We start from the raw sequence: 26,038 nt of genomic DNA on the forward strand, positions 1-26,038 counted from the left end.
CACGGCCGGTCCGCAGCCGGTCAGCGACTGCGCAGGTGGTGGCGCTTGCGCCAGGCCACCACCGTGCCTGCCAGCGCCGGTAGGGCGATGGCGGCCATCGCGATCAGGAAGGCGGGCGAGGTGGGCGCCGAGGCACGGGCGCCGGCGACCGCGTACGCCGCCGTGTTCGGGATCGAGCCGAGCGCCGTGGCCAGCAGGAACGGCAGCCAGCCCATGCGGGAGACGGCTGCGCAGTAGTTCGCCGCCCAGAACGGCACCCCCGGAAAGAGGCGGGCCGCCAGCATCGTGCGGAACCCGTGCCGGCTGAGCTGCCCGTCGGCCGCCTTGAGCCAGCGGCCGCGCAGCAGCGGGCGCAGCGCGTCCTGCCCGAGCATCCGGCCCAGCCCGAAGGCCACGCCAGCCCCGAGCACCGTGCCCGCCAGTGCCGTGCCCAGCCCGAGCTGGGAGCCGAACAGCGCGCCCGCCGCCAGGTTCAGCAGCGGGCGCGGCACGAACGCCACCGTGCACAGCCCGTACGCCACCGCGAACACGAGCGCCGCCGCGGCCCCGCCGAGCTGCGGCGGCCATCCGTGCGTGAGCAGCCGCTGCGGCTCGAACAGCAGGACGCAGGCCGCCGCTCCCGCAAGCAGCGCGAGCAGCAGGGACAGCCGCGCGTACGGAGACAGCAGCGCACGCCGGAAGCGGGCGGCAAGACCCGAGCGGGGCAGGGGCGCAACGGCGACGCGGGCGGCGAGCTCCGTGGCGGCGGCCCGGGGAGAGGCCGTGGCGGTGCCAGAGCGGTCGGCATCGAGCATCCGGTGACAGTAGCCGACCGCCGTGTGTGATCGCCGTATGGTTCACCCCATGACCGTCAGAACCCCGGGAACACCGTCCGGGTTGCGAGGTTGCCCGACCGCGGGTCGGCGCACGCGCAGGCCGGGGCAGCGCACGACAAGCCAGGTCGGCACACGCGCGCAGGGTGGGCCGGCACCCGCGAACCGAGTGGTACCGGCTGCCACTCCGTCACGCTGACCTGCGGGGATGATCCGAGCAGGCGGCCTTTGCCGAGTGGATGTGCGAGGCGGCCATTGCTGGACAGAGTCGTCTCGTCACAGGACTTCCCTCGGCAGGTCTCCGCGGCGTACGACTCGGCAGCGCGGCAGCCGGTCCCCGGCTGGGAGCTCCCCCGGTACGGCGTGATCCCCGATGCGCAGGCAGCGCGTGCGGGTCGCAGGGTTGCTGAACAACCAGGCGCGCATCGACGGCCTCGTGCCTGGCCACCACTACCTGGTCGCGGTCGCGACCTGGAACAAGGCCGGCGGCGGCATGCCCGGCGTGGCCCGGTCGGTGACCGTCGGCGCGGGGACACCACCGGTCCCGACGGACGTCACGGTCAAGTCCGTCGACGCCACCACCGTCCAGCTGAACTGGAAAGGGGCCCCGGAGGCGGCCGGATACCGGGTGTGGGTACGCAACGTCAACGCACCCGAAGGCTCGAACACCCAGGGCCCGTACACCACGGACAGCCCCGAGCACCAGATCGCCTTCCTGTTCCCGGGCAACTGGAACTTCGAATTCTGCATCACTGCGTTCAACGGCCGACTGGAGTCCGGCACATCCTCCTGCGTCCACGTGCCGATCCCGCCCCCCTCGACCGGCGGAAACCCACCACCGTCCAGCAGCAGCCGCAAGGCGCCGAGTGCGACCGAAGAGCCACTGCTGGAACTGGGGCGGGCCGCCGCCGCGCAGAGGAACCTGGACGCGGCCGCACCCAACGGCTGAAGTCAGGAGCCACGTGACGTGCTCGCGGGCCGATCCGGCCCGCGAGCACAACCACGGTGCGAGAGCGAGCAGGCTCTCCAAAGGGCTGCGGGCGAGATCAAGTCAGCTGTCCGCGGCTGATGTCTCATGAGCCATCAGGAAGTCCGGAGAACCCGGGCGGCGGCGTGGACGTCGACGCGCTGGATCCGGCACCGATGCGTTGCGGCGAGATCGTCGTACGGTGCGACCGGGACTTCGTCCTCGGCGGCAAGGGCTGCACGGGCGGCCTGGAAGAACTCGTCGTGGACTACGAACGTGGAAGTGGACCAGTGCGCCCTATCCGCGTACCGCGGCGACCGCCTCGTCGAAGGCCTGCTCCATGTCGACCGTCCCGTTGCTGCGGACCCAGGCTTCCGTTGCGATGGCGGAGCAGGCCAGGGCGCAGGCGACGAGCGCGCGGGCCCGCATCTCGGTCATGGGGTCCGCGGCGGCACCCAGTCGTCCGGCGATGTCCGGCACGAGCAGGTCCGTCCACTGCTGCTGTTTGTCCAGCTGGCGCGCCCGGAGTGAGGGCGAGGCATGGAGCATGCGGGTGATCTTGAGGAAGTCCTCGGGAGAGTAGGGGAGGGACTCGAAGAGCGCCTTGAGGGCCGCCCGGAGCGCTTCCCACGGGGCCTCGTCCGCCGGACGGGCTTCCAGTGCGGCCTGCAGGACCCTGCCGCTTTCGGCGTGGTCGCCCAGCACGATGTCTTCCTTCGTGCCGAAATAGCGGAACAGCGAGCGCCGCGAGATGCCGATCTCGCCCGCGATCTGCTCCATGGTCGTGGCCTCGAAGCCGCGCTCGAGGAACAGCCTCATCGAGGTGGCCACGATCTCGGCCTGCACTGCACGCCGGGTGCGCTCCCGCAGTCCGGCCGGGCGGCCCTCGTGATCGCTCATGAGCACACAGCCTACCACCTTCTACACTCGGTGCCACATTGACACCGGGTGACAGTTTAGGCCTACAGTGCCATCACGAGCACGCCCGCCGTCTTCCAGGAGCAGCCATGAGCGCCGTCGACTACCGCGGTCAGACCACCCTCATCACCGGTGCCAGTGCCGGTATCGGTACAGAGTTCGCCCGCCGGCTCGCCCAGCGCGGATCACACGTCGTCCTGGTCGCCCGGCGCCGGGAACGCCTCGAAGAACTGGCCGCCGAACTCACCGCGGACCATGGCGTCCGAGCGACCGTCGTACCGCTCGACCTGGCCCTGCCCGGTGCGGGGCAGACCCTCGCCGAGGAGGTGGCACGGCGCGGCCTGACCGTGACGAGCGTCGTGAACAACGCGGGATTCGGCACCTACGGCCCGTTCCACCAAGAGGACCCGCAGCGCCTGCGGGAGGAGATCAGCGTCGATGTCACCGGCGTCGTCGACATCAGCCGGGCGTTCATCGGGCCGCTGCGGACCGCCGGCACGGGGGTGCTGATCAATGTCGCGAGCATGGCCGCGTACCTGCCCGTCCCCAACATGGCCGTCTATGCGGCGGCCAAGGCGTTCGTGCTGAGCTTCACCGAGGCCCTGTGGCTGGAGTCCCGCGGCACCGGGCTGCGTGTGATCGCGCTGTCCCCCGGCGCGACCAGCACCGAGTTCTTCGACGTCATCGGCACCGACGCCGCTGACAGCGGCTCGAAACGCCAGTCCCCAGGGGAGGTCGTGGAAACGGCGCTGCGGGCCCTCGACCGCCGCACACCCCCGCCGAGCGTCGTCTCCGGCCGGCTCAACCGCGTGATGGCGACCCTGGGCCGGGGGCTGAGCAGGCGTCGTGCGGTCATGCTCATGGGATCCATGGCCGCCGCACAAGGAGGGCCGGCGCACTCGGATACGCCGGCGGAATCGCGGGCCTGACGGCGCCGGGGCATCCTCGTCGCCGTTGCGGAATCGCAGGCCTGACGGCACTGGGGCATCCGCGTCGCCGTCTGAGCCGCCTCGCGCCGGGCTCGGTCCCGGCGCCCCCCCGCCGCCGCACACGATCGGTCAGCCGGACACCCCCGCGGCCGGAGTGGACAGCGGCCTGGGGCCGATCCCGGACTGCGCGGTCGTGATCAGGTGTCTTCGGGATCCAGCTCGAACGTGAAGTAGATGCTCAGGCAGTAGGGCTCGTCCTCGTCGCGCAGGACGTCCCACGACACGTCCGACAGCCGGACCTCGTGATCCCGCACCCACTCATGGGCCTTCGCGAAGGCTTCCGCGGCCGTAGTGGCGAGGAACAGCTTCCTGGCCATGGGATGCACCCCGGTGTCGTCGTCCGAGTCGTCGAAACCCTCCGGAACGTCCAGGCAGAAGCGGGGATCCAGAACCATGGGGCGCAGCCTTCCCGTCGGCTTTCGAGTACGAGTCGGCAGAGGCCGGTCCCCTGAGCGCGACGCCTGGTAGGACCGCCGCGCGTAAGGGAAGGGTTGCCTGCGCCCAAAGGCCGAGCGGCCCGCGCTGCGCCAGGATCACCGTGCTTCTGCGCCCTGAGCTGTGCGAAGACGAAGTCGGTCGGGACGCCGAAGCCCGCTGTGCTCGTTGCCCCGTCTTCGGCCGTGTCCGGCATTGCGTCCTCTTTCGCCGGGTCCGGTATTGCGTCGTCCTCGGCCGGGTCCGGTATTCGGTCGGCACCTCCTCAACACCGTGTCACCGGTGCTGCGGGCGCCATTCGAAGAGCAGGATGGTCACGTCGTCCCGCAATTGGTTGCGCTGGTAGTCGAGGACGGCGTGGATGAGCAGCCGCAGCACCTCGGCCGGGCGCTGTCCCGCGGAGGAGGAGCGGATGATGAAGTCGGTGAACCGGTCGAGGCCGAACTCCGCACCGTCCGCATCACGAGCCTCCACGACACCGTCGGTGTAGAGCAGGACGCAATCGCCCGGTTCCAGTGTCGTCTCGTGGACCTGCCGGGCCGCCGGGGCCAGTGGACCGGCCAGGCCGATCGGCGGCTGTGGGGGGCTGTCGAGTGCCCCGGCGAGCACCCGCTCGGCACGGATCAGCAGCGGTGGGGGGTGACCGCAGTTGACCCAGCGCAGCACCCCGGTCTCGGCATCGAGCCGGCACAGCACGCCGGTGCAGAAGTAGTCGGGCAGCCACTGGGCGAGCGCCTGGTCGACGGAGCCGACGACATCGGCCAGCTCGCCGCCGCCCCGGCGGGCGTTGCGCGCCGCCGCCATGGCGACCGATGTGGTCAGGCCGGCGGTCAGATCGTGCCCCATGGCGTCGAGGATCATGGTGTGCAGCACGTTCTTGACCACCGAGTGATCGAAGGCGTCGCCGGCGATGTCGTACGCCGGTTCCAGGACCGCGGTCGATACGCACCTGCAGCTGCCGATGGTGCGGGGTGGCAGGAAGGCCCGCAGCATCTCGGCGGGCAACCGCATGGTCGCCGTGCGGGTGCGGGCGGCGAGCCAGTCGCTGTAGGCGCGCTTGGAGGTGATCAGCATGGCGAACAGATGGGCCAGTATGCGGCTGCGGCGCATCCGTTCCCGGTCGAGCGAGGCGGTCCGCACCGCCAGCACGCCCAGCCGCTCGGCACCGTCGACCAGGGGGATCCAGAGGATCAAGCCGTCGTCGGCTTCCACCACCCGCTGGGAGACCGTGCGGTACGCCCAGCCGGCCGTCGAGCGGTCCACCGGCAGCGGCTCCAACGCCTCGTCGAGTGGGAGGAGCAGCCGTTGTTGCAGGTCGACGAGGTAGATCAGCGCGGTGTCCAGGCCGAGGGACGAGGCGCACCGGTTCGCCAGGGCCGGCAGTTCGACCGGCAGGGCGGTCTGCGCCTCGTTGATCAGCTCTTCCAGTCCGCTTTCGTCGACGGCCGTGTCGGGACCGGAGGACACGCGTGGTGGGTCCGACACGGAGATCACCCCTTCCGTGCCCAGTTTCACACCGATCCCGTGCTCTCTCACGTCAGCCCGTGTCGAGGGCGGGAGCGGCGGCCAGGGCTGTCGGCCGGGCTCGACCGGGCACGCCCGATGCGCCGGCCACGTGATCGGCCGGTCCGGTGTCAGGATCACCGCTCTGCCGCCGAAACCCCGTCCGAATCCTCCGCGAAGGCGGCCCGCTCGATCGCCTTTGCCTCGACCTACGCATCCGAGAACGACCGCTGAGACAGGGGCACGGGCGATCCTCGCTATGCTCGGGGGCGGTGTGAACCCACCACCGCAGCCTGTCGGAGGACGTGACCTGGCTTGATGTCCATGCCCATGGAGCTGGTCGCCGTCGTCGCCGTCGCCGTGCTCGTCACCGCGTGGCTGCTCCGGAGATTCTCACGAAGCACCACCACCGCCTCGGGCGGGCACCGTGCGCCAAGCGCCGCGGCAGTGGTCGAAGTTCGGCCCGAGCTCCCTCCCGCAGGGCTTCTGGTCCCCGAAGAGGTTCTGCGGTCCGTCGGCTCGACGTCCGCCGCGGTCTGGGACGCGCTCGAAGCCGCAGCGGCGCCGGTCGCCGTCGAATACCGCCCGGTCAGCGAACCGGAGCTCGCGAAGTTCCGGACCGTGCCCGTGAACGCGGCGGCTCAGCAGGCGTTGGCCGGGATCGTGGAGGCCGTCAACCCGAAGAGCCCGACGTTGTTCCGGGTGGTGCTGCCCAAGGGTGCAGAGCTCGTCAAGGCCGTCGGAACTTCCGGGTTCAGGGGGTTCTCCCGCACCGGCGGCAAGACCGTGCACGGCGTTCTGAAGCCTGTCGCTGCCGGAGGAGCGATCGCGGCGGGCTGGCCGGTGCTGGCCGTCGCCGGGACCGTCCTGGCGGTGGACATGGTGGCCCAACGGGAACAGCGGGCGCACCAACGCCGGGTCGAAGCCTTCCTGGGCCGCCAGGAGGAACGCCACTACACCGAACGGATCAAGGATCAGCGGTCGGCCGATGATCAGTTGTCCCGCGCGATCAGCCTGATGCTCGACGGCCACCATCCGAATCTCGAACTCGCCCTGAAGTCTGCGTACGACGAGTTCCATCGCGCTCAGCAGTTTCTGGAGAAGCACCGCGGTGTCGTCGACGAGCTGGTGGACGACGACGGCAGGGTCGACTATCGCCGCCTGGAGGAGACCCTCGGCGGCAAGACGAAAGAGACCGACCACTTCATCCGTGAGCTTCACTTGGCGCGAGCGGCGATTGCGATTCGGCGCAAGGCCATGGTTGCCGACGCGGCGGCGGTAGCGCTCGCGGATCCCACCCATCCCTACGCCGCACTGCGGAGGTTCGTGGAGTCGCAGGTTCATCAGCTGGAGGACGCTGATGCGGTCGCGACCGAACTGACCGAACGGCTCACCCAGGTCGAGCTCAAGGGCCGTTGGCACGACTCCGACAAATCAGTGGCCGCGCGACAAGAGCGGCTCCGCGCCCAAGTCTCCCCGCCCAGAATCGACGGCGACACCGAGATTCACTACGTCACGACGTCTTCCGGCGAGATCCTCCAGGTACTTCCGCCCGACGAGGACGAGCCCGGACAGCTCGCGCAAGACGAGTAGATCTGTTTGCTGCGGACGCCGCGGCGGAATCCGTCCATCGATGAAGTCGCCGTCGTCGTCACGCACCATCGTCAGGCGCGCGGCTTGACGACCCGTCGGCAGCACTCGGAATGATCAGGTCGTTCACGGGCACCCAAGTGCCCGCATGCGCAGTGAGAGCCACTGGTGTCGGCCCGCCGTTTCGGACAAGCTGCGGCAGATGGACTTGATGCCCCTGCTCTCCACGCTGGCCGGTGCCGCCATCGGTATCGCAGCCACTCTGATCGCCGATCGCAACCGGTGGCGGCGGGAGGAGGCCAGGCACGCGCTGGAAATACGGCGCGAGGTGTACACCGAGTTCGTTTCCGCCCTCAAAGCCGCAGGTGAAGAGATACGGGCCGTCGCCCTGGGCGATCACATGTCCACGTCGGCACGTGACGCGGCCGTGCGGGAGGCCGTCCGTGGCACCGGCATCTACACAGCAAGCGAACGCCTTTGGCTCGTGGGTCCGCCGCAGGTCGTGGCGGCGGGAAACGAGGCGTTCCACCGTCTGCGCGCGCTACGCGACGCCTACGCCCGGGGAGTGGCTGTCGGCTCCGCCGAGGAAGCGTCCCTGACAGCGCAACGGCGCGCGGCCATGGCCCAGATGCGTCGCATCATGCGCGAGGACCTGGGTATCGGTCCGCTGGGTATCGAGTGATCGTCACCGATCCCCTTGCGAACTGCCCTTTCCCGCCGCGGCCTTAGGCCCACGCCGGTCCGACACCGCCAGACGGCAAGAGGCAGGCGGCAGGCGGCAGGCGGCAGGCGGCAGGCGGCAGGCGGCAGGCGAGAGCGAGCTTCACGAACCACCCGGTCGGCAATCGTGATCTTTGCCTCCGGCCGTCGCTCGAAAGTCGACACCGTCTGTCGCCCGAAGGGCCGAGCAGCCTGTGCGTCACCCGTACGGCGGCCCCGGCGTGCAGCCGGTTGCCGCAGCCGGAAGCCTAGGATCCGTCACTGGACAGCGAGGAAAATATCCGCCTTGCCCTCATATAGGCGGACTCGCACCATGACCGAAGGAGACGGGATGTCGCACCTCGCCGGCAAAACCCGCTGGCGGCGCTTCGCGGCAGTCCTGGTCCCCAGCGTCGCAGCCTGCGCAACCCTCGCCATCGCCATGGGACAGGGGGCACTGGCCGCGTCGTTCCTGATTTCCGGCCAGAAGTTCCACGTCACCGCGCGCACGCTGACCGCTCGCGGACTCAGCATCTACGGCATGGTGGACGTGACCAGACAGGGCGAGCGTGTGCCGGTCCAGGTCAACGGGGCCCGGCACGCGACGATCAGCCGGCTGTGCCAGTCCGTGGTGATCGAGGTCCCGGTGCTGGGCCCGCAGACGCTGAAACTCACCGGTGGAAGAGAACGACCGATCGAGGCGACGAACCTGTTCCTCGACACGACGTTCCAGTCGGCCGGGGAGGCGGATTTCACGGGTCTCGACCAAGGTATCGCGCAAGGGGAGATCACCAAGGGGCCGATCAATCCGGGCGACAGGCACGCGCGCTTCTTCGACCCCAACGGCTTCGGGCAGCAGGCCACGTCGGTCGTCCTGACCGACGTGCACGTGACCGCGGTCGCGCTCTCCGCCGGGACGTTCGACATTCCCGGCCTGCGCGTGCAGATCGAGCAGGGCCGCCACGAATGCTCCTGAGGCCTGGGCGGGCCGAAGCTGCCGAACGCCCCCGCATCCGCCTCACCCGGCGTCCGCGCACGCCGCACCGCTGATCAGGAAGACACGTGATCACTCATATCTCCGGCGGACGACCCCGACTGCGCGTCACCGCGGCGCGCTCCCGGCACAGGTTCAGAGCCTGGCGCGGCGAACGTCCCTTCTGGGCCGGGCTCTTCACCTCGACGGCGGGTCTGCCGATCCTGTACTGGCCGTACGCGCATCTTGACCTGGGCGGCATTCCGCTGGCCATGTCGACCGCGTCCGGTGCCGGAGCCCTCGTCATCGGGGTCCTGCTCATCACCCTGGGACTCACCCTCTGGTACAACTCGCACCTCCGGGTGTTCGCCGGGATCGCCACTCTCCTGCTCACCCTCATCTCCTTCCCCGTCGCGAACTTCGGCGGCCTCCTCCTCGGACTGATCACCGGCCTGATCGGCGGCTCCCTGGCCTGCTCCTGGACTCCCGCCGCCACCGAGACGCCGACGGCGCCGGCGGACTGCGCGTCCACCACGGCCGTTCCGGCCGGGGAAGGACGACGTGGCGACTGACCAGGCCGACCGGACCGCGGACTCCTCCGCCTCCGAACCCCGCCACGCGGGTCGCACCCGACCGCCCCACCACAGGCTCGGACGAGTACCACGGCCCCTCGCCTGCGCGCTGGCCGCGGCCGCCGTACCCCTGCTCCTGCACCTCCCCACGCCCTGGCCGGCGAGCCCGCCCCTCACCCCGGTCGACACGGGCACCCCCACGGCACCGGTGAGCACCGGCACGGCGACAGCACCGGCCCCGTCGAGCCTCGTGCCGACCCCCACGAGCACCACCCCGCAACCGGCCGGGCCCGCGCCACGGCTCGCCGGCAGCGGGGCGGCACCCGCGCACGCCGCGCGGCCGTCCGCGAGCACCGCACGAGCAGCCACGAAGGCCTCACCGTCCTCCCGGGACGCACCGCTCGACCCGCCGCCGGCCCGCCCCACGACGATCTCCTGGGTCCTGCGCGCCGACCGACTCGTCCTGCGTTCCGCCGGTTTCCGTGGTGTGGTCACCGTGCGCACGGCGGCGGGACCCCTTCGGGCGCTGAAGTTCGTCGCCCGGTCGGTGGAGGCCGTCAACCTCGACGCCACCGCGGGCCGGGGCCGTGCGGCGGTACGACTTCGGGCCGGGTCCAGTGCCGCGCTCACGGGCCGGGGCGGAAACGGCGTGGTGACCCTCTACATCCGGGACCTGTCCGGCACGGTCACCTCCCTCGGCGGCGCCCCCCTCCCGGCGCACCGCACCGTCACCATCACCCCCGACGCCGTACCTGCCTGGCTGGCACACCCGGCCACCCCCACACGCACGATCACCTGCGTCGACGTGACCGTTTCACCGGTCGCGTACTTCGGCGGCAACCTGTCCATCACGAAACCGCTGCTCCGCGCCACGGCCGGGTGACCGGCGCCGGCCCCGAGCGGCTCCGTGTCCGGCAGCCGCACCCGCCGAGGCCTCGTCGTCACCGGGTGCGGCTGTCCCCTTCGTCGCATGCGGTGGGCGCCGCCATGGCACTCCCGTCGAGGCTCCGGGCCGAGCCGAAGCCGTGGGCCGAGGGGAACGGGACAGTCGCGGACGGAACACGACGGGAGAGTCGCGGACCGAGAACGCAGGGAGGAACATCGGAGGCGGAGGCAAGGTGGTGGCTATGGGGTCGCCGTTGATGCATTTCAGCGAGAGTCCCGAGGATCCTTTCGCCCTTGGTCGTGGCGCCTCGGCCGTGCTCGACGATCAAGGCACCGTGGTCGGCTGGAGCGCTCGTGCGCGGGAGTTGCTCGGCTATTCGGCCAAGGAAGTGATCGGACGCGCGTGGCAGGATCTCCTGGTCGACGCCCGTGATCTGCCCGTCGCACGGTCCGTCGTCGTGGACGCCACGAAGGCGGGGGGATGGTTCGGTGTCCTGCCCGTCCGGCACCGCGAAGGACACCGTGTGGAGATGGGTTTCCGGGCCCGTGCGGTCACCCGGGAGGGCGGCGGTCAGGAGTGGTTCCTGGTCGGTGCTCCTGCCGCCGAGGTGGTGGCCTGGCAGCGGGACCGTGCGCTGCTGGACGGCCTGTACCACCGGTCCCCGATCGGTCTGGTCGTGCACGGTCCGGACAGAAGGGTGATCCGGGTCAACCGTGCGGTCGAGAAGGCGAGCGGCGTCCCGGCCGAGGCGCCGGTGGGCCATCGCCCCCGCGAGTTCATGGTCGACGAGGACGCGGGGCTGGCCGAGGAACGGGTACGGCACGTCCTGGAGACCGGCGAACCGTTGATCTTCACGGAGCAGTCCGCCCGGGCACGCCACAATCCGGGGCGGGAACGGATCGTGTCCGTCTCGGCGTTCCGGATGGAGGACCCCTCGGGCCGCGTTCTCGGCGTGGCCGAGACGATCGAGGACGTGACCGACCGCCACCGGGCGCAACGCAGGCTCGCGCTGCTGAACGAGGCGAACGCCCGGATCGGAACCTCACTGGACGTGATCCAGACCGCTCGGGAACTGGCCGATGCGGCCGTCCACGGCCTGGCCGACCACTGCTCGGTGGACCTCCTCAAGCCGGTGACACTCGGTGACGAACCGGTATCGGGTACGACGGGTACGCTGCTCCGGGCTGCCCTCTCACCACCGGAACCCCGTGTCCCGTACCAGGAGGGCGATGTGGTCCCGCTGCTCCCGGAGTCTCCGCAGTCGCGGTGCCTGGCCGAGCGTCGCCCGATCCTCGAAGGGCTGCTGTCCCTCCGCCCCGAGTGGTACGCCTTGGACCGGCGGCGGGTCGAGATCGCTCTGGGGCTCGGCGTTCATTCGCTGATCGCGGCGCCCCTGGTCGCGCGCGGGCTGGTCCTGGGCGTGGTGAGCCTGTGGCGGTCGCGCCATTCGGAGCCTTTCGAGGACGACGATGCTGCGGTGGCCCAGGAGCTTTCCTCGCGTGCGGCCGTCTGCATCGACAACGCGCGCCGCTTCACCCAGCAGCAGAGCGCCGCTCTGACCCTTCAGCGCAGTCTGCTGCCGAGCGCGGCGTCCGACCTGCCAGCCGTGGAGGTGGCGTGCCGGTACCTCCCGGCCAGCGGTGAACCGGGCATCGGCGGTGACTGGTTCGACGTGATCCCCTTGTCAGGGGCCCGGGTCGCCCTCGTGGTGGGAGACGTGGTCGGCCACGGGATCCACGCCGCGGCCTCGATGGGCCGTCTGCGCGCCGCCGCGCTCACCCTGGCCAGCCTCGACCTGGAACCGGACGAGGTGGTGGCGCGGCTGGACGATCTGGTCAGTCTGCTGGCCACCGAGCTGGAGGCGAACGCCGACGGCAGCGGGGCGGCGATCGAGCAGGTGCTCGGGGCCACCTGCCTCTACGCGGTCTACGATCCGGTCTCCCAGCGCTGCTCCCTGGCACGCGCCGGGCACCCGGCGCCGGTGGTGTCCACCCCGGACGGCGAGGTGACCGTGCTCGACCTGCCCGCGGGTCCACCGCTGGGCCTGGGCGGACTGCCCTTCGAGACGTACGACCTGGACCTCCCCGAGGGCAGTCTGCTCACGCTCTACACCAACGGCCTCCTGGAGGCACGCGACGGCGACATCGACGCCGCGCTGGAGAACCTGCGCGCATGTCTCGCCCACGCCGCGGAGCCTCTGGACCACACCTGCCACACCGTGGTCGAAGCGCTGCTGCCCAAGGGCCACCTCCCCACCGACGACATCGCGCTGCTCATCGCCCGTACCCGGGTGCTTCCGCCGGAGAACGTCGCCTCATGGCAACTGCCCCTGGAAGCGACCGCCGCCGCCCGTGCCAGGGAGCTGGCCACGGCCAAACTGACCGAATGGGGGCTGGCCGAACTCAGCTTCACCACCGAGCTGGTCGCCAGCGAGCTCGTCACCAACACCTACCGGTACGCGGCCGGCCCCGTCACCCTGCGCCTGATCCGTACGCACTGCCTGGTCTGCGAGGTGTCCGACACCAGTCACACCTCCCCCCATCTCCGACGGGCCCTGAGCACGGACGAGGGCGGACGCGGGCTCTTCCTGGTCGCGCAGCTCACGGAGCGGTGGGGCACCCGCTACACCCACGACGGAAAGACCGTCTGGACGGAGCAGTCCCTGCCGCCCGTATGACCCGCGACCTCCACGACCGCAGCCGTGTTCACCGAGGGTCCAGTGGTTGCCGGCGACATCGAGCGGCCGGTGCGGGCCGCCGGTCTCCTGGCGGTGGGCCCGGTGGACGGTGGCCGTGGGCTCGGTGCGGCGGGCCCGGATACGGAACTCCGGTTCGGCGTCATACGGGGGTTCGACTGAAGGAACGTTCACGAGAGAGGGTTCGGCTGCCGTCCCCGGCCCGGACCCCCGAATATCCGGCGCGCCTCTTGGCACTCGGCGCCCGGTGTCCAACACTGTGCCGATGACGCAGCGTGTGGAGCTCGCGACCGTAATGGACCGGCTGGCCGTGGATGATCTGGTCACCGAGTACGCCGGGGCGGTGGACGACGGGGACTGGACGGCCTACTGCGGGCTGTTCACCGCGGACGGGCGGGCCGACTACCGTTCCGCCGGCGGTATCGAGGGCGACGCCGGCCGGGTGGCCGGGTGGCTCGCGGAGAGCCTGGAGCTGTTCGCGATGCGGCAGCACCTGATCGTCAACCGCCGCCTGCGTTTCGGGATGCTGGAGCACGACACCGGGGACACCGCCCGGGTGCGGGCCGACTACATCAACCCGATGCGGTTCGCGGGCGCCGGTGCCTCGGGGGCTCCGGACCTGGTGTGCGGCGGCCGGTACGACTTCGGGCTGCTGCGCACGCCGGAGGGCTGGCGGATGCGCGAGGTCGTCGTGCACGAGAAGTGGCGCCGGATGCCGGACCGCAGCCCGGCGGCCGTGCCCCAATGACCCTGCCGGGCACCGCAATGCCCTCTGTCGGAGATCGCTCCCGGCGCGCACACTGGAGTCAGCGCTGGGTAGGGAGACTCGCTATGAGGACGATCGACCGCTGGCTGACCTCCCCGTGGCGGCGCTCCTGCGCCGCCGCCTTCGCCGGTGCTCTGCCCCTGCTCGCCTTCCCGGCGCCCTCGCTGTGGTGGTTCGCCTACGTCGCGCTGGTGCCATGGATCCTGCTGGCCCGCGCGGCACCGACCGGCCGGCGGGCCGCGTACGACGGCTGGTGCGGCGGCTTCGGGTTCATCGTGGCGGTGCACCACTGGCTGCTGCCGAGCCTGAGCGTGTTCCTCTTCCTGATAGCCGGGCTGCTCGGGCTGCTCTGGGCCCCCTGGGGCTGGCTTGTCCGGCGGTTCCTGGGCGGTGTGCCGACGCCGGGGCGGGGCGTGGCCGCGCTGCTCGTGCTGCCGTCGGCGTGGCTGGCGGTGGAGCTGGTCCGCTCCTGGCAGGCCCTCGGCGGGCCCTGGGGCATGCTCGGCTCCAGCCAGTGGCAGGTGGGCCCGGCGCTGCGGCTGGCGTCGGTGGGCGGGGTGTGGCTGCTCAGCTTCCTGGTGGTGGCCGTGAACGTGGCGGCGGCGGTACTGATATCGGTGCGCGAGGCCCGGGTGCCGGCGGTGGCCTCACTGCTCGCCACGGCCACGGCGACCTCGGCGGCCTGGGTGTGGGCGCCCCGCCCGGACGTCGACGGTCAGGCGCGGATCGCCGTCGTCCAGCCGGGCATAGTGGACGGGCACGACAGCCCCGAGAAGCGTTTCGACCGCGAGGAGCAGCTGACCCGGCGCCTCACCGGGCAGGGCGTCGACCTGGTCGTGTGGGGCGAGTCCAGCGTCGGCTTCGATCTGAGCGACCGGCCCGACCTGTCCCGGCGGATCGCGGCGCTGTCCCGGCTGACCGGCGCCGACGTGCTGGTCAATGTGGACGCCCACCGCTCCGACCGGCCCGGCATCTACAAGAGTTCGGTGCTCGTCGGCCCGAACGGCCCGACCGGCGACCGCTACGACAAGATGCGGCTCATCCCGTTCGGCGAGTACATCCCGGCCCGCTCCCTGCTGGGCTGGGTCACCTCGGTCGGCAAGGCGGCCGGCGAGGACCGGCGGCGCGGTACCGAGCAGGTCGTGATGAACGTCGGGCACGGGCTGCGGATCGGCCCGCTGGTGTGCTTCGAGACCGCCTTCCCGGACATGAGCCGCCACCTCGCCGCGGACGGCGCGGACGTGCTCCTGGGCCAGTCCTCCACCTCGACCTTCCAGGGCAGCTGGGCGCCGGAGCAACACGCCTCGCTGGCCGCGCTGCGCGCCGCCGAGACCGGCCGCCCGATGGTGCACGCGACCCTGACCGGCGTCTCCGCCGTCTACGGCCCGAGCGGGCAGCGCCTGGGCCCGTGGCTCGGCACCGACGCGAGCACCGCCCGCGTCTACGACGTACCGCTGGCGCACGGCGTCACCCCGTACGTCCGCTACGGCGACTGGCCGGTGCACGGCGCCCTGCTGGTGCTGGCCGCCCTGTGTGTGACCGAAGGGGTGCGGGCGTTCAGGCCGCGCCGGACGCAACCGCTCGTACCACGTCCTCGCAGAGTTCATGGGTCGCCAGTGCGTCCCGGGCGCTGAGCACCTTGCCCGCGCGCACGGCGTCGAGGAAGGCGAGGACCGCCTGCTCGATGCCGCGCTGCCGGGCCACCGGCACCCAGTCGCCGCGCCGGCGCAGGGTCGGCTGCCCCTTGTGGTCGATCACCTCGGCCAGGTTGAGCACCTGGCGCTTGGTGTCCTGACCGGAGACCTCCAGGATCTCCTCGGCCGAGCCGCTGAGCCGGTTCATCATGCCGAGCGCGGTGAAGCCGTCCCCGGCGAGCTGGAGCACGACGTGGTGGAGCAGCCCGCCCTCGCCGCGGGCGCGCACGGTCACGTCGTCGACCGGCCCGGGCACCAGGAACCGCAGGGTGTCGACGACGTGGATGAAGTCGTCCAGGATCATCGAGCGGGGTTCCTCGGGCAGCCCGATCCGGTTCTTCTGCATGAGGATCAGCTCGCGCGGATGGTCCAGGCACTGCGTGTAGGCGGGGGCGTAGCGCCGGTTGAAGCCGACGGAGAGGCAGACGCCGCGCCGCTCGGCGAGGGCCACGAGCCGTTCGGAGTCGCCGAGTTCGTAGGCGAGCGGCTTGTCGACGTACGTGGGTACGCCCGCTTCGAGCAGCCGGGTGACGATCTCCGGGTGCGCGGTGGTGGGTGCGTGCACGAAGGCCGCGTCGAGCCCCGCGGTGAGCAGGGAGTCCAGGGTCGTGTGCCGCCGGTCCGCCGGCAGGTGGAGCGAGTCCGCGACCCGGGCGAGGGTCTCGGGCGTGCGGGTCTGCAGGTGGAGGTCGATCTCCGGCTGCGCGCCCAGCACCGGCAGGTACGCCTTCTGCGCGATGTCCCCGAGTCCGATGCAGCCGACCTTCACGTGCTCTCCCCTACCGGTTTCCTGCGGGTGCCTTCCCGGCAGCATACGGGGGCCGCCAGTCGGCGATGCCGTCGAAGCCGCGCAGGAACAGTACGGGACCGACCTTCGACAGGGCGGCGATCGTGGTGTTGCGTACGGCGACGGCGGCGCGGCTGCCGGCCATGTCGAGGCGGGCCACCCCGACCGCACGGCGGGCTGTCGCGGTCGTACGCGGCAGCCGGGCGGCCGTGTAGGCGGCGAGGCCGTCCGCGCTCGGGATCCCTTCGCGCGAGCGCGGCCGAGCGAGGATGCCGGGATGACGACCGAACGCCAGGAGCCCGCCCAGAACGCCGGGGAACGCGCCATGCTGGAGGGCTGGTTGGACTACCACCGCCGCACGCTGGCCTGGAAGTGCGAAGGCCTGACCGACGAGCAGCTGCGGACCGCGTCCGTACCGCCGTCCGAACTGTCCCTCATGGGCCTGGTGCGGCACATGGCCGAGGTGGAACGGGGCTGGTTCCGCAAGGTCCTGGTGGGCGACGACCCGGGCTCGATCTACTGCACCGAGGAGGACCCGGACGGGGAGTTCCACCTCACCGGGGCGGACACCTGGGCGGACGCGTACCGCACCTGGCAGACGGAGACAGGGACGGCCCGCCGTACCGCGGCGGGCTTCGCGCTCGACGACCTCTCCCGGGGCAGGAGCCGGTTCGCCGAGGAGCCGTTCAGCCTCCGCTGGATCTACACCCACATGATCGAGGAGTACGCCCGGCACAATGGCCACGCCGACCTCCTCCGGGAGCGGATCGACGGCGCCACCGGCGACTGAACGTCACCTTCGCGACCGCACGATCCCCCTTGCGGGGCACGAGATCACCCGTTGGGGGGCATCGGTCTCCGGCGTACGGTGCCAAGGCGGCTGCCGACCAGCAGAGTTGCCCGGGTGTATCGAACGACGACGACCGCAGCGCTCCTGGTCACCGTGGCCGTCTCAGCCCTCGCCGGCTGTGTGACGGTACAGCGCCCCCCGGCTCCCGGTCCCCCGCCGGACAACACGGCCGCGAAGCCGACGGCACCCCGGCCGGACGGCACGGTGCGGCCGCGGGTGGTGCAGGCACCGGCCCGGGAGGCACTGGAGATGGTCGGGCCCTTCCGGCACCCCGGACACCACGAGCACACCGGGCACACCGAACACCGTGAGCACACCGGGCACACCGGTCCCGCCGATCCGCACCGGACGGTCCCGGCACCGCCGGACGCACCGGCCGCGCACCGCCCGCCGGCTCCGCCCGGTGCCGCCGGCCACCCCGCACGGCCGCACCCGGACCATCCCCGTGGGCCGCGCGCCGGCACCGCGCACACATCGCCGCCGGGCGCGAAGGACCCGGGCGTGTGCGCCCTCGGCAGGACGTACGGCGGCTGGCAGAAGGACAGCCCCGAGGCGACGATCTGCGAGCGGACGTACGGCCATTGACCCGGTCGTACGGCCATGGCCGGTGCCCCGGCCGGCCGGGGCGTACGCCCGCTACGGGGTGGGCCGCTGCCGCGGTGGCGCCCACCCGTCGCCGTCCGCGGCGCCGTCCTCCCCGAGCCGCAGCTCCAGCCGGCCGATCGCCGCCCGTACCCCGGCGCCGTAGCCGTCGTCGGCGAGGGCGTCGGCCGCCCGGCGGGCCCGGGTCAGATGGATGCGGGCCGCCTCGGAGCGGCCCAGCTTCAGATAGTCGGCGGCGAGGTTGAGATGCAGGGAGGGATAGAAGCCGCGGACGGCCGAGGGGTTCGCCCCGGACCGCCCGGCCGCCAGCTCCTCCGCCGCCGACAACGCCCTGAGATCCCAGGCCAGTTCGTCCGCCGGGTCGTCCTGGGTGTCGGCCAGGTAGTGCGCCAGCGTGCAGCGGTGCAGCGGGTCCCCGGCCTCGCCCATCTCGACCCACAGTTCCAGGAAGCGGCGCCGGGCCTCCTCGCGGTCACCGCCGTGATGCAGCATCACGACCTGCCCGATCCGCGTCAGCACGGCATCCGGCACCGCCTGCTCCTGTCGCTCCGCCACCGCGTCCTCCGGGCCGTCGTCGGCTCTGTCGTCAGCCGTCTGCCCCGACGCTAGCCGCACGCACCCGCAATCCCGGGCAGGCGGCCCCGTACGACACGGGGCCGCCCGGACTCGGTCCGCCAGTCCGGCCGTGCGGCTGCGGGTTTTCGCGGGTCAGCCCAGGTCGGGGATCCGCCAGTCGACGGCCTCGTGGCCCTGGCGGGCGATCGCCTCGTTGATCTGCGTGAACGGCTGGGAGCCGAAGAACTTCTTGGCGGACAGCGGCGAGGGGTGCGCGCCCTTGACCACGACATGCCGGCTCTCGTCGATCAGCGGGAGCTTCTTCTGCGCGTAGTTGCCCCACAGCACGAAGACCGCCGGGTCGGGCCGGTCCGCCACCGCGCGGATGACCGCGTCGGTGAACTTCTCCCAGCCCTTGCCCTTGTGCGAGTTGGCCTCGCCGGCCCGCACGGTGAGCACCGCGTTCAGCAACAGCACGCCCTGCTCGGCCCACGGCACCAGATAGCCGTTGTCCGGGACGGGCAGGCCCAGCTCCTCCTTCATCTCCTTGTAGATGTTCCGGAGGGAGGGCGGGGTCTTCACCCCCGGGCGGACGGAGAAGCACAGGCCATGGCCCTGGCCCTCGCCGTGGTACGGGTCCTGGCCGAGGACGAGGACCTTGACCTTGTCGTACGGCGTCGCGGCGAGGGCGGCGAAGACCTCCTCGCGCGGCGGGTAGACGGGACCCTTCGCCCGCTCCTCCTCGACGAACTCGGTCAGCTCCTTGAAGTAGGGCTGCTGCAGCTCGTCGCCCAGAACCCCGCGCCAGGACTCGGGCAGCATGGCGATGTCGGTCACGTCAACGTCCTCACGATGTCTATCAACTACGGCGTGCGGTCACTTCCAGGCTTCAGAACCTACAGGCGACCACTGACAACCGGTGCCGCGATCCCGTCTCACCAACTGGTCTTGCGGTGCAGCTCCCACATCATCATGATCGTCGACGGGTCCAGGGCCTGCTCGCCGCCCGAGATGTCCTCGCTGGCCGCCACGAACTGCCTGCCCTGCCAGAGCGGGAGCAGCCGGGCGTCGTTCACCAGGATCTGCTGGGCCGACTCCAGGTCCTTGACCACCTTGGCCCGGTCGCTCTGGCCGCGCGAGCGGGGCAGCAGCACCGTGGTGATCTCCTTGGACGGGTACGGCGTGCCGAGCGCGTTGTGCTCGCCGACGAACGGGGCGATGAAGTTGTCCGCGTCGGGGAAGTCCGGGAACCAGCCGCGGCCGAACACCGGGTACTCGCCCTTCTGGTAGCCGACCACGTAGCTCTTCCAGGGGCGGCTCTTGAGGGTGATCGTGAACAGGCCGGAGTTCTCCAGCTGATCCTTCAGCTCGCGGAACATCAGGGCCGTCTCGGAGCCGTAGCGGTCGGTGGTGTACCAGAAGGTGAGCGGCACGGGCTTGGTGATGCCCGCGTCGGTGAGGATCTTGCGGGCCTTGGGGACGCTCGGTTCGCCGAAGTCGTCGAAGAACGAGGTGGTGTGGCCGGTGAGGCCCTTGGGAACCATGGAGTACAGCGGGTCCACGGTGTCCTTGTAGACCTTGTGCGCGATCGCGCCCCGGTCGACGACCTGGGCGACGGCCTTGCGGACGGCGGGCTGCTTGGCCCACGGGTCCTTGGGGTTGAACACCAGGTAGCTGATGTCCGTGCCCGCGCCGTCCACCAGCTGCAGGTCGGAGTTGCCGTGCCGCTGCAGGGCGAGGATGTCGTCGGCTCCCAGGCCGCGGTAGGTGACGTCGATCCTCTTGTCGCGCAGCGCCTTGACCATGCTGGACGAGTCCTGGAAGTAGCGGATGGTCACCGCGTCGTTCTGCCGCTGGGCGAACCCCTCGTAGTGGTCGTTGCGGACCAGGACGGCCTGCTTGTCCTCGTCGTAGGACTGGAGCCGGTACGGCCCGGAGCCGAACACCTTGTCGTCCTTGCGCAGGGAGTTCGCCGGGTAGTCGTCGGGGTCGACGATGGACATGGCCGGGGTGGCCAGCACGAACGGGAAGGTGGCGTCGGGCTGGTTGAGGTGGAAGATCACCTCGCGGGCGCCGACCGCCTCCACGCGGTCCAGGCTGCCGAGCAGTCCGGCGGGTCCGCTCGGGGCGTTGATGGTGCGGATGCGGTCGATGGAGTGCCGGACGGCCTCGGCGTTCAGCGGGTCGCCGTCGGCGAACTTCATGCCCGCGCGCAGCTTGCAGCGGTAGGTGCGGCTGGTGGTGTCGGTGAAGGCGCAGCTCTCGGCGGCGTCGGGCTGGGGGGTGGTGGCGCCGTTCGGATAGGCGAGGAGCGTCTGGTAGATGTTGCGGAACAGCTCCCAGGAGCCGTCCCAGGCGCCGGCCGGATCCAGTGTGCTGGGCGCGCTGGTGGTGCCCACGACGATCGGCCCCTTGTCGCCGGAACCGCCGTCGGACAGCAGACCGCAGCCGGCCACCAGGGATATGGACGCGATCGCCGCGACTTTCCGCAGGAATCGGTTCCGCTTGAACACGCGCACGCTCCTCGATCTGCCATACCAAGGGTCGGCAGACCATACCGCAGCGTTCGGGCCCCTGAACCTCCTCGGGAACAGGCCTTCTTGATCGATTGCGCTATGACGACGTTGTCATTCCGCTGTGCGGACGGTCAGGCGCGTTTCGGGCGCCGTTCCGCTGGGAAACGGCGCCCGAAAGAGACGACCTGACCGACGGGGTCAGGCGCCCACGCCGGCGTTGAGGAAGATGCCGCCGTCCACGACGAGCGTCTGACCGGTGACCCAGTCGGACTGCTCGCAGGTGAGGAACGCGGCCGCCCCGCCGATGTCGGCGGGCACGCCGAGCCGGGCGAGCGGGTAGGCGGCGGCCGCCTCCGCCTCCCGGCCCTCGTACAGGGCCTGGGCGAACTTGGTCTTCACGACGGCCGGGGCGATCGCGTTGACCCGGACCCCGGGCGCGAACTCGTGCGCCAGCTGCTGGGTCAGGTTGATCATCGCGGCCTTGCTGACACCGTAGGCGCCGATGAACGGCGAGGGTGCGAGGCCCGCGATCGAGGCGATGTTGACGATCGCGCCGCCGTTGTCCTTCTGCCAGGCGTGCCAGGTCTTCTGGGCGAAGCCGAGCGCCGAGATCACATTGGTCTCGAAGACCTTGCGGGCGACGTTCAGGTCGAGGTCGGCGATGGGCCCGAAGACCGGGTTGGTGCCGGCGTTGTTGACCAGGAAGTCGACGCGGCCGAAGGCCTCCATGGTGCGCTCGACGACCTCGCTCTGGTGGTCGAGGTCGTGGGCCTTGCCGGCGACGCCGATGACCCGCTCGGCGCCGAGCTTCTCGACGGCCTCCTTCAGGGCGTCCTCGTTGCGGCCGGTGATGCACACGCGGTCGCCGCGGGCCACCAGGGCCTCGGCGACGCCGTAGCCGATGCCGCGGCTCGCGCCCGTGACGAGCGCGACCTTGCCGGAAGGCTCCGGAAGTTCAGTCATGTCCGTGTTTCTCCGAGTTCTCCGCTTTCCGCGGCCTCAGTTGAGCGGGCCGCCGGCGACGTACAGCACCTGGCCGGAGACGAAGCCGGCCGCCTCGCCGGTGAAGAAGGCGATGGCGTTGGCGATGTCCGCGGGCTCGCCGACACGCTGCACCGGGATCTGGGTGGCGGCGGCCTTCTTGAAGTCGTCGAAGCCCATGCCGACGCGGTCGGCGGTGGTCTTGGTCATCTCGGTGGCGATGAAGCCGGGGGCGACGGCGTTGGCGGTGATGCCGAACTTGCCGAGCTCGATGGCGAGGGTCTTGGTGAAGCCCTGCAGGCCGGCCTTGGCGGCCGAGTAGTTCGCCTGGCCGCGGTTGCCCAGGGCCGAGGAGGAGGAGAGGTTGACGACCCGGCCGAAGCCCGCGTCGACCATGTGCTTCTGGACGGCCTTGGTCATCAGGAACGAGCCGCGCAGATGGACGTTCAGGACGGTGTCCCAGTCCGAGACACTCATCTTGAACAGCAGGTTGTCGCGCAGCACGCCCGCGTTGTTGACCAGGATCGTCGGGGCTCCCAGCTCCGCGACGATCCGCGCGACGGCCGCCTCGACCTGCGCCTCGTCGGAGACGTCCGCGCCGACCGCGACGGCCGTGCCGCCGGCCGCGGTGATTTTCTCGACCGTGTCCTTGCAGGCGGCCTCGTCCAGGTCGATCACGGCGACCGCGCGACCCTCGGCCGCCAGTCGTACGGCGGTGGCCGCGCCGATGCCGCGCGCCGCGCCGGTGACGATCGCGACCCGCTGTTCAGTGGTGGACATTGCTGCTTCTCCTCGCCCTTGAGAGAACCTGCGGCGCGGTGAGCGACCGCTTAGTACCTTCAGCACACGTGACGCTAGAAGCCCTGGCACCCGGTGTCAACGGGACACCGGGCGGGTGTGATCCATTACCTCACCAGGAGGTCGAGCAGACGCTCCGTTTCGGCCGCCGGATCGGTGGTCAGACCGGTGTGCACCGGACCGGGCTGGACGACGGTGGAACGGGGCGCGATCAGCCAGCGGAAGCGGCGCCCGGCGTCGTCGCGGGCCGCCTGCCCGGCCTCCTCCCCGCCCCCGCAGTGGCGCTCGATCGCGCCGAGCGCGGCCCGCACCCCGGCCGCATCGGCGTCCGGGTCGAGTGCGAGCAGCCGGGCCTCGTCGAGGTGGGTGCGGGCGCCGACGTAGCCCTGGGCGCGGCAGTAGAGGACGACGCCCGCGTTGATGCACTCACCGCGCTCGACCCGGGGCACGACCCGCAGCAGGGCGTACTCGAACACGTCCCGGTCGCCGCCCTGGCCCGCCCGGGTGATGTGGCGCTCGGTCACATGGCCGGCCACGTGGACATGGGTCTCGCTCACTTGCCCTCCTCGAGGCCGGTGATGCGCTCGGCGATGGCGGCCGCCCGGGCGAGCAGCGGCCGCGCGTAGGCCCGGCGCAGGTCGTCGGGGGTGCCGAAGCCGGGCTCGTCGGCCAGCCAGGCGTCGGGGATCTCGGCGGTGACCTCCGCGAGCAGGTCCTCGGTGACCCGCGGGGCGAGCGCGGCCGCGGCCGCGGTCACGTCAGGGGCGAACCGGGCGAGAGCGTGCTCGGAGGCGTCGTAGGGGCGGGCCGCGGAGGCTTCGGCGGAGGGCCAGTTGTGGTGCCAGATCATCGTGGCGCCGTGGTCGATGAGCCACAGCTCGCCGCGGTGCACCAGGAGGTTGGGGTTGCGCCAGGACCGGTCGACGTTGTTGATCAGCGCGTCGAACCAGACGATCCGCCCCGCCTCCTCGGGGCTCACCGCGAAGGCGAGAGGGTCGTAGCCGAGGGCGCCGGAGAGGAAGTCCATGCCGAGGTTGGTGCCGCCGCTGGACCGGAGCAGCTCCTGCACCTGCGGCTCGGGCTCGCCGAGTCCGAGGACCGCGTGCAGCTCGACGGTGACCAGACGGGGCATCCGGAATCCGAGCCTGCGGGCGAGTTCGCCGCAGACGACCTCGGCGACGAGGGTCTTGCGGCCCTGTCCGGCGCCGGTGAACTTCATGACGTAGGTCCCGAAGTCGTCGGCCTCGACGAGTCCCGGCAGCGAGCCGCCCTCACGCAGGGGCGTGATGTACCGGGTCGCGGTGACTTCCTTGAGCATCGCCCCAGGTTACTGGGCGGCGAGGCGGAGATTGCCGGGGCTGCGGGCCGGACGTTGCCAGGGCAGCGGGCCGGACGTTGCCAGGGCAGCGGGCCGGACGTGGCCGGGGCAGCGGGCCGGAGGTGGCCGGAGCGGCGGGCCGGACGTTGCCGAAGCAGCGGGCCGGAGGTTGCCGAAGGGGTGACCGGGCCCGGCCCACAGCTTCCCGACAGGCGTGGCTCACGACCCTCTCATGCCCGCCCGGCAAGGATCTGGGTGCCCGTCTGAACAGGTGGTGCCCCAACGCCGTACCCCTGGACGGATCACGAACAGCTTCGCGGAAGGGAACCCTTCACATGACCAGCGCAACGCCCAAGCCCGAAGCGGGACCGGCCCGTCGTACCGTCATGGCGGCGGCCGGAGCGGCCGGGCTCGCCGCCGCGCTGACCGCCTGCGGTTCGGGGGACGGCTCGTCGGACACCGTCAACACCGGGTCCGGCTCCTCCGGTACGACCGGGTCCACGGGGGCCGGCGGGTCCTCGCAGGGCAGCGGCTCCTCGGCCGCGGGCGGCTCGGCCGGCGGCACGGCCCTCGCCAAGACCTCGGACATCCCCGAGGGGGGCGGCAAGATCTTCAAGGACCAGGGTGTGGTGGTCACCCAGCCCACGGCGGGCACGTACAAGGCGTTCTCCTCGAAGTGCACCCACCAGGGCTGCGCGGTGGGCAGCGTCGCGGGCGGCGTGATCGTCTGCCCGTGTCACAACAGCCATTTCTCGGCCGAGGACGGCAGTGTGAAGCAGGGTCCCGCGACCCAGGCGCTGCCCGCCGCGAAGATCACCGTCTCCGGCGACCAGATCAAACTGGCCTGAACGCGTCACCTCTGCCGGCGCGGCCGTCCGAAGCAGCCCAGCACCTCGTCCGTGCTCGTGACGGTCGCGACCAGTGCGAGGGTGTTGCGGATCATCGCGGGCGTGTAGTCGGCGGGCACGCCCGCGATGGCGTCGGCCGGGACGACGGCGGTGTAGCCGCGGTTGACGGCGTCGAACACCGCGTTCGGAATCGCCACATTGGCGGAGACGCCGGTGACGATCAGGGTGCGGCAGCCCAGGTTGCGCAGCAGGGCGTCGACCTCGGTCCCCTGGACCGGGGACAGGCCGTGCAGCCGTCGTACGACGAAGTCCTCCTCGGTGACCTCGATCGGGGGTGCGATCCGCACCGCGAGGGTGCCGGTCAGCTGCTGGACGGGGAGCCGTTCGGCGGCGCGGAAGAGGCGGGCGTTGCGGCCGGCGCCGCGGCCGTCCGGGCGGCGCTCGGCGACGGCGTGGATCACCTGCACTCCGATGTCGTGCGCGGCGCCCACCAGGCGGGCCACGTTGTGCAGCGCACCGCAGGAGCGGGCCTCGCGGGCGAGTTCGGGCAGCGCGCTGTCCGGGCCGACCACCCCTTGCTGGCACTCCACGGTCAGCAGGACCGTGCTCGCGGGATCGAGCAGGTCGCCCAGCCGTTCGTACGACGGCATGACGCCCCCCTTTCGCCGAGGTGTGGGGCGGCGAGAGTAACCATCCCGGGGCGGGAGGGGAAGACGAGCAGGCGGACGGGCCATTCCCTTTTCTGACGTGATGTCAGAGGATCAGCCGAGCAGGGACATTCCTCTGGCACGACGTGAGAGAAGAGGGGGCCGTATGACCGTCACTCAGCAGCGCCGGGGCCGGAAGATCATGATGACACCCGGTGAGCTGGACGCATTCCTGACCAGCCAGCGCACCTGCCGGGTCGCGACCGTCTCGGCGGACGGCACGCCGCATGTGAGCGCGCTGTGGTTCGCCTGGGACGGCACCGCGCTGTGGCTGTACTCCGTGGTGCGCAGCAGGCGCTGGACCCAGCTGCGCCGCGATCCGCGGGTGGCGGTGGTGGTCGACTCGGGCGAGGAGTACGACGAGTTGCGGGGCGTCGAGCTGTCCGGGCGGGTGGAGTTCGTGGGCGAGGCGCCGCGGACCGGGGAGCTGTGCGCCGAACTCGACACGGCCGAAACGCTGTTCGCGCGCAAGAACTTCGGTCTGGACGAGATGCCGCACGACGGCCGGCACGCCTGGGCCCGGCTGACCCCGGAGAAGATCGTCTCCTGGGACTTCCGCAAGCTGGGGGCGTAGCG

General features: G+C 71.3%; 27 protein-coding genes and 1 pseudogene. 14 read left to right on the forward strand and 14 right to left on the reverse strand.

Annotation, left to right across the window (positions count from 1 at the left end):
• Positions 1 to 20 precede the first annotated feature (20 nt).
• The gene (locus ACZ7P3_RS13035) at positions 21 to 794 is read right to left on the reverse strand and encodes a TVP38/TMEM64 family protein (protein ID WP_472080971.1); all 774 of its coding nucleotides are present in this window, start codon (positions 792 to 794) and stop codon (positions 21 to 23) included.
• Between the two features lie 391 nt (positions 795 to 1,185).
• Between ACZ7P3_RS13035 and ACZ7P3_RS13040 the strand changes: the two genes are divergently transcribed.
• Positions 1,186 to 1,761: a fibronectin type III domain-containing protein gene (locus ACZ7P3_RS13040; protein WP_472080972.1), complete on the forward strand. Its 576-nt coding sequence runs from the start codon at positions 1,186 to 1,188 to the stop codon at positions 1,759 to 1,761.
• 315 nt (positions 1,762 to 2,076) lie between these two features.
• On the opposite strand, the gene ACZ7P3_RS13045 is transcribed toward ACZ7P3_RS13040, so the two are convergent.
• Positions 2,077 to 2,679 carry a TetR family transcriptional regulator gene (locus ACZ7P3_RS13045; protein ID WP_472080973.1) on the reverse strand — a complete coding sequence of 201 codons (603 nt, stop codon included), beginning with the start codon at positions 2,677 to 2,679 and terminating at the stop codon, positions 2,077 to 2,079.
• A gap of 107 nt (positions 2,680 to 2,786) precedes the next feature.
• On the opposite strand from ACZ7P3_RS13045, the gene ACZ7P3_RS13050 reads away from it, so the two are divergent.
• Positions 2,787 to 3,626, forward strand: a complete 840-nt coding sequence (locus ACZ7P3_RS13050; protein WP_472080974.1) for an SDR family NAD(P)-dependent oxidoreductase — start codon at positions 2,787 to 2,789, stop codon at positions 3,624 to 3,626.
• Positions 3,627 to 3,823: 197 nt separating this feature from the next.
• Here the strand turns inward: ACZ7P3_RS13050 and ACZ7P3_RS13055 are convergent, their stop codons facing one another.
• Both ACZ7P3_RS13055 and ACZ7P3_RS13060 read right to left on the reverse strand, forming a co-directional pair.
• Positions 3,824 to 4,081: a hypothetical protein gene (locus ACZ7P3_RS13055; protein WP_472080975.1), complete on the reverse strand. Its 258-nt coding sequence runs from the start codon at positions 4,079 to 4,081 to the stop codon at positions 3,824 to 3,826.
• Positions 4,082 to 4,397: 316 nt separating this feature from the next.
• A complete protein-coding gene (locus ACZ7P3_RS13060) occupies positions 4,398 to 5,615 on the reverse strand; it encodes a PP2C family protein-serine/threonine phosphatase (RefSeq protein ID WP_472081060.1) in 1,218 nt (405 codons plus the stop codon).
• 333 nt (positions 5,616 to 5,948) lie between these two features.
• On the opposite strand from ACZ7P3_RS13060, the gene ACZ7P3_RS13065 reads away from it, so the two are divergent.
• From ACZ7P3_RS13065 to lnt, 8 genes are all read left to right on the forward strand, one after another.
• Positions 5,949 to 7,217 (forward strand): hypothetical protein, encoded by a 1,269-nt coding sequence (locus ACZ7P3_RS13065; RefSeq protein WP_472080976.1) that lies wholly within the window; start codon positions 5,949 to 5,951, stop codon positions 7,215 to 7,217.
• A gap of 145 nt (positions 7,218 to 7,362) precedes the next feature.
• Positions 7,363 to 7,896 (forward strand): hypothetical protein, encoded by a 534-nt coding sequence (locus ACZ7P3_RS13070; protein WP_472080977.1) that lies wholly within the window; start codon positions 7,363 to 7,365, stop codon positions 7,894 to 7,896.
• 369 nt (positions 7,897 to 8,265) lie between these two features.
• Positions 8,266 to 8,889 (forward strand): DUF6230 family protein, encoded by a 624-nt coding sequence (locus ACZ7P3_RS13075; protein ID WP_472080978.1) that lies wholly within the window; start codon positions 8,266 to 8,268, stop codon positions 8,887 to 8,889.
• Between the two features lie 86 nt (positions 8,890 to 8,975).
• Entirely contained in the window at positions 8,976 to 9,458 is a 483-nt protein-coding gene (locus tag ACZ7P3_RS13080; RefSeq protein ID WP_472080979.1) for a DUF6114 domain-containing protein, read from the forward strand.
• Complete coding sequence (locus tag ACZ7P3_RS13085) at positions 9,448 to 10,341, forward strand: hypothetical protein (RefSeq protein ID WP_472080980.1); 894 nt, start codon at positions 9,448 to 9,450, stop codon at positions 10,339 to 10,341. The genes ACZ7P3_RS13080 and ACZ7P3_RS13085 overlap by 11 nt, the downstream gene beginning before the upstream one ends.
• Before the next feature lie 244 nt (positions 10,342 to 10,585).
• Positions 10,586 to 13,021: a SpoIIE family protein phosphatase gene (locus ACZ7P3_RS13090; protein ID WP_472080981.1), complete on the forward strand. Its 2,436-nt coding sequence runs from the start codon at positions 10,586 to 10,588 to the stop codon at positions 13,019 to 13,021.
• A 283-nt stretch (positions 13,022 to 13,304) separates the two neighbouring features.
• On the forward strand, positions 13,305 to 13,787 hold the full coding sequence (locus tag ACZ7P3_RS13095; RefSeq protein WP_472080982.1) for a nuclear transport factor 2 family protein: 483 nt from the start codon (positions 13,305 to 13,307) through the stop codon (positions 13,785 to 13,787).
• A gap of 83 nt (positions 13,788 to 13,870) precedes the next feature.
• Positions 13,871 to 15,439, forward strand: coding sequence for an apolipoprotein N-acyltransferase (gene lnt, locus ACZ7P3_RS13100; protein WP_472080983.1), 1,569 nt, complete (start codon positions 13,871 to 13,873; stop codon positions 15,437 to 15,439).
• On the opposite strand, the gene ACZ7P3_RS13105 is transcribed toward lnt, so the two are convergent.
• Both ACZ7P3_RS13105 and ACZ7P3_RS13110 read right to left on the reverse strand, forming a co-directional pair.
• Positions 15,363 to 16,268, reverse strand: coding sequence for a Gfo/Idh/MocA family protein (locus ACZ7P3_RS13105; protein ID WP_472080984.1), 906 nt, complete (start codon positions 16,266 to 16,268; stop codon positions 15,363 to 15,365). The genes lnt and ACZ7P3_RS13105 overlap by 77 nt on opposite strands.
• A 10-nt stretch (positions 16,269 to 16,278) precedes the next feature.
• Positions 16,279 to 16,509, reverse strand: a pseudogene (locus ACZ7P3_RS13110) (monooxygenase); the annotation flags it as partial.
• A 54-nt stretch (positions 16,510 to 16,563) separates the two neighbouring features.
• On the opposite strand from ACZ7P3_RS13110, the gene ACZ7P3_RS13115 reads away from it, so the two are divergent.
• Complete coding sequence (locus tag ACZ7P3_RS13115; RefSeq protein ID WP_472080985.1) at positions 16,564 to 17,076, forward strand: DinB family protein; 513 nt, start codon at positions 16,564 to 16,566, stop codon at positions 17,074 to 17,076.
• A gap of 114 nt (positions 17,077 to 17,190) precedes the next feature.
• Positions 17,191 to 17,721 (forward strand): hypothetical protein, encoded by a 531-nt coding sequence (locus ACZ7P3_RS13120; RefSeq protein WP_472080986.1) that lies wholly within the window; start codon positions 17,191 to 17,193, stop codon positions 17,719 to 17,721.
• Between the two features lie 51 nt (positions 17,722 to 17,772).
• Here ACZ7P3_RS13120 and ACZ7P3_RS13125 read toward each other — a convergent pair whose 3' ends face one another.
• From ACZ7P3_RS13125 to ACZ7P3_RS13155, 7 genes are all read right to left on the reverse strand, one after another.
• Positions 17,773 to 18,294 carry a hypothetical protein gene (locus ACZ7P3_RS13125; RefSeq protein WP_472080987.1) on the reverse strand — a complete coding sequence of 174 codons (522 nt, stop codon included), beginning with the start codon at positions 18,292 to 18,294 and terminating at the stop codon, positions 17,773 to 17,775.
• A gap of 153 nt (positions 18,295 to 18,447) precedes the next feature.
• Positions 18,448 to 19,131 carry a uracil-DNA glycosylase gene (gene ung / locus ACZ7P3_RS13130; RefSeq protein ID WP_472080988.1) on the reverse strand — a complete coding sequence of 228 codons (684 nt, stop codon included), beginning with the start codon at positions 19,129 to 19,131 and terminating at the stop codon, positions 18,448 to 18,450.
• A 98-nt stretch (positions 19,132 to 19,229) separates the two neighbouring features.
• Complete coding sequence (locus ACZ7P3_RS13135) at positions 19,230 to 20,807, reverse strand: ABC transporter substrate-binding protein (protein ID WP_472080989.1); 1,578 nt, start codon at positions 20,805 to 20,807, stop codon at positions 19,230 to 19,232.
• A gap of 201 nt (positions 20,808 to 21,008) precedes the next feature.
• The gene (locus ACZ7P3_RS13140; RefSeq protein ID WP_472080990.1) at positions 21,009 to 21,773 is read right to left on the reverse strand and encodes an SDR family oxidoreductase; all 765 of its coding nucleotides are present in this window, start codon (positions 21,771 to 21,773) and stop codon (positions 21,009 to 21,011) included.
• Positions 21,774 to 21,809: 36 nt separating this feature from the next.
• Entirely contained in the window at positions 21,810 to 22,571 is a 762-nt protein-coding gene (gene fabG, locus ACZ7P3_RS13145) for a 3-oxoacyl-ACP reductase FabG (RefSeq protein WP_472080991.1), read from the reverse strand.
• Between the two features lie 125 nt (positions 22,572 to 22,696).
• Positions 22,697 to 23,146 (reverse strand): DUF3037 domain-containing protein, encoded by a 450-nt coding sequence (locus tag ACZ7P3_RS13150; RefSeq protein ID WP_472080992.1) that lies wholly within the window; start codon positions 23,144 to 23,146, stop codon positions 22,697 to 22,699.
• Positions 23,143 to 23,907, reverse strand: coding sequence for a HipA family kinase (locus ACZ7P3_RS13155; RefSeq protein WP_472080993.1), 765 nt, complete (start codon positions 23,905 to 23,907; stop codon positions 23,143 to 23,145). The genes ACZ7P3_RS13150 and ACZ7P3_RS13155 overlap by 4 nt, the downstream gene beginning before the upstream one ends.
• 335 nt (positions 23,908 to 24,242) lie before the next feature.
• Between ACZ7P3_RS13155 and ACZ7P3_RS13160 the strand changes: the two genes are divergently transcribed.
• Positions 24,243 to 24,755: a Rieske (2Fe-2S) protein gene (locus tag ACZ7P3_RS13160; RefSeq protein ID WP_472080994.1), complete on the forward strand. Its 513-nt coding sequence runs from the start codon at positions 24,243 to 24,245 to the stop codon at positions 24,753 to 24,755.
• A gap of 5 nt (positions 24,756 to 24,760) precedes the next feature.
• Here ACZ7P3_RS13160 and ACZ7P3_RS13165 read toward each other — a convergent pair whose 3' ends face one another.
• A complete protein-coding gene (locus ACZ7P3_RS13165; protein WP_472080995.1) occupies positions 24,761 to 25,405 on the reverse strand; it encodes a cysteine hydrolase family protein in 645 nt (214 codons plus the stop codon).
• Positions 25,406 to 25,568: 163 nt separating this feature from the next.
• On the opposite strand from ACZ7P3_RS13165, the gene ACZ7P3_RS13170 reads away from it, so the two are divergent.
• On the forward strand, positions 25,569 to 26,036 hold the full coding sequence (locus ACZ7P3_RS13170) for a pyridoxamine 5'-phosphate oxidase family protein (protein ID WP_472080996.1): 468 nt from the start codon (positions 25,569 to 25,571) through the stop codon (positions 26,034 to 26,036).
• Positions 26,037 to 26,038: the final 2 nt, after the last annotated feature.

Source organism: Streptomyces sp. NPDC107581, assembly GCF_055657175.1.